Genomic DNA, 2,935 nt, shown 5'->3' with positions numbered 1-2,935 from the left:
CGCCTAGACCGACCATAATGCCGGACTTGGTGAAGATCGACGGGTCGAGCTCCTTGACGCGCTGCAACAGCCGGATCGAATGGAAATAGCGGGCGCCCGGCCGCACCGTCAGGTAGTTGGACGGCACGGTTTCGAGATTGTGGTTGAAGACGTCGGGCTTCGCCGCCACGACGATCTCCAGCGCGCCGTCCTTGCGCAGGAAGTCCGGCGTCAGGATCTCGATCGTGGTCGAGGGCGCGGCGGCGCGGATGGCGCGGATGACGTCGGCAAAATGCTGCGCGCCGCCATCGGCAAGGTCATCGCGGTCGACCGAGGTGATGACGACGTGGCTGAGGCCCATCTGCTTGACGGCATGCGCGACGCGCGCCGGCTCATCGGCATCGAGCGCGGTCGGGATGCCGGTGGCGACGTTGCAGAAGGCGCAGGCGCGCGTGCAGATCTCGCCCATGATCATGAAGGTGGCGTGCTTCTTGTCCCAGCATTCGCCGATGTTGGGGCAGCCGGCTTCCTCGCACACCGTCACCAGCTTGTGCGACTTCACGATCTCGCGTGTCTCGGCGTAGCCCTTCGAGACCGGCGCCTTGACGCGGATCCAGTCGGGCTTGCGCAGCACCTCCTGGTCCGGCTTGTGCGCCTTTTCGGGGTGCCGCACGCGCGGCGCATTGGCGATCGTGTCGAGGACAGTGACCATCTCAAACCCGGTTCCTGAGCGATCGCCTGTCCGGCGCCCGCATTCCAACGTCACTTAGGACTTTTCGGCGCAAAGAAAAAGGCCACGCCGGCGCATGCCGCCACGGCCTTTTTCGCATAGCGGTATCGATGCCGGCTAACGGCGCACCAGCCGTCCTACAAAGATCAGCAGGCAGGCGCCAATGAAGCCCGTGATCAGATAGGCGAACCAGCCAACGCCGAAAGACTGGAAATTGAGAGCTTGCAGGATTGCATTCAGCACGACCGCGCCGACGATGCCCAAGATGATGTTCATGAAGATGCCGGTGTTGCTCTTCATCACCATCTCGGCGAGCCAGCCCGCCAAACCGCCGATGATGATGGCCGCCAGCCAGCCCACGCCATTCACGTCCATATGCCAACTCCTCCTGTGACGGGTGAAAATGCATCCGGAAACGAACTGCCTTGCCGCCGAGTTCCCCAGGCTTTCGCAGGCGAGTCTCTGGCGGCCAATTTATCATGCGTTCAACGGGCGGCCATAGGCGTCGAGCACGCTTTCCTTCATCATCTCCGACAAGGTCGGGTGCGGGAAGATGGTGTGCATCAGCTCTTCCTCGGTGGTTTCGAGGTTCATCGCCACCACAAAACCCTGGATCAGTTCGGTCACCTCGGCGCCCACCATGTGCGCGCCGAGCAACTGGCCGGTCTTCTTGTCGAAGATCGTTTTGACGAAGCCCTGGTCCTCACCAAGCGCGATCGCCTTGCCGTTGGCGCCGAACTGGAAGCGACCAACACGAATGTCCTTGCCTTCGGCCTTGGCCTTGGCCTCGGTCAGGCCGACGGAGGCGACCTGCGGATTGCAATAGGTGCAGCCCGGGATCTTCAGCTTGTCGGTGGCGTGCACGCCGGGGAAATTGGCGATCTTCTCGATGCAGACCACACCTTCGTGCTCGGCCTTGTGGGCGAGCATCGGCGGTCCGGCGACGTCGCCGATTGCGTAGATGCCGGGCACGTTGGTCTTGCCGTAACCGTCGACGACGACGCAGCCGCGGTCCGTCTTGACGCCAAGCGCCTCCAGGCCGAGGCCCTCGATGTTGCCCTGCACGCCGACGGCCGAGATCATGCGGTCGGCGGTGATCTTCTCGACCTTGCCGTCCTTCATCTCGACATGCGCCGTCACCGAGTTGGCGCCCTTCTCGACCTTGGTCACCTTGGCCTCGAGGATGATCTTCATGCCTTGCTTCTCGAACTGCTTCTGCGCGAATTTCGAGACCTCGGCATCCTCGACCGGCATCACCGCCGGCAGCAGCTCGACCACCGTCACCTCGGCGCCCATGGTGCGGTAGAAGGAGGCGAACTCGATGCCGATCGCGCCCGAACCCATCACCAGCAACGACTTCGGCATTTCCTTCGGCACCATGGCTTCGAAATAGGTCCAGATCAGCTTGCCGTCCGGCTCGATGCCGGGCAGCGCGCGCGGCCGCGCGCCGGTGGCAAGGATGATGTGCTTGGCGGTGTAGGTGCCCTCGCCCTTGACGCCTTTCGGCGCTGGCGGCTGTGGCTCCATCGGCTTCTTGGCGGTCTTGGAGACGACGATCTCGCCCAATTTTTCGCCAGAAGGAGCCTTCGAAAGCTTGGCCTCGCCCCAGATGACGTCAACCTTGTTCTTCTTCATCAGGAAGGCGACGCCGCCATTCAGCCTCAGCGACACCTTGCGCGAGCGGTCGACGACCGCGGCCGTGTCGGCGCTGACCTTGCCGCCTTCGAGCTTCAGGCCGTAGTCCTTGAGATGATCCGAATAGTGCATGATCTCGGCCGAGCGCAGCAGCGCCTTGGTCGGGATGCAGCCCCAGTTTAGGCAGATGCCGCCAAGGTGCTCGCGCTCGACGATCGCCGTCTTGAAGCCGAGCTGCGCGGACCGCACCGCGGTGACATAGCCGCCGGGGCCGGAGCCGATGATGATGACGTCGTAGGATTCAGCCACGGGTTTCTCCCTGGTTTTCTAGAGTTCCAGCATCACGCGCACCAGCGGTGCCAGCGCCTTGCCGATGTTTCGCGTGTTTTCGGCATCGAGATGGACGCCGTCGAGTGGTGTAGTGGCGGCGACGCTTCCGGCGTCGAAAAAACCGCAGCCCGCCTCGTCGGCAAGTGCCGAATATTGCGGCGCCAGCCGCTTCGAGGCTTCGTCGCCGCCGGCGAACATTTCCTTGAACTCGGCGTTGTCGGTGCGCGTGACGGCGGGTGGCGCGACGATGAGGATCTGGGG

At 63.4% G+C, this 2,935-nt stretch carries 3 protein-coding genes and 1 pseudogene; all 4 read right to left on the bottom strand.

Translation table 11 applies throughout. The features are described 5' to 3' along the window. On the bottom strand, positions 1-691 hold a 691-nt coding region (locus EN781_RS29845; RefSeq protein WP_145965706.1), incomplete at its 3' end, for a lipoyl synthase. A 135-nt stretch (positions 692-826) separates the two neighbouring features. Beyond that, entirely contained in the window at positions 827-1,084 is a 258-nt protein-coding gene (locus tag EN781_RS29840) for a GlsB/YeaQ/YmgE family stress response membrane protein (protein ID WP_126054621.1), read from the bottom strand. A 102-nt stretch (positions 1,085-1,186) separates the two neighbouring features. Further along, positions 1,187-2,653, bottom strand: coding sequence for a dihydrolipoyl dehydrogenase (gene lpdA, locus EN781_RS29835; protein ID WP_126054622.1), 1,467 nt, complete (start codon positions 2,651-2,653; stop codon positions 1,187-1,189). 18 nt (positions 2,654-2,671) lie between these two features. Further along, positions 2,672-2,935 (bottom strand): annotated as a pseudogene (locus EN781_RS29830) (arylesterase); the annotation flags it as partial.

The sequence above is a fragment of the Mesorhizobium sp. M4A.F.Ca.ET.090.04.2.1 genome, from assembly GCF_003999085.1.
Classification (GTDB): domain Bacteria; phylum Pseudomonadota; class Alphaproteobacteria; order Rhizobiales; family Rhizobiaceae; genus Mesorhizobium.
Note: the sequence above shows the minus strand (reverse complement) of the source record. Positions and strands in the feature narration are given on the sequence as shown.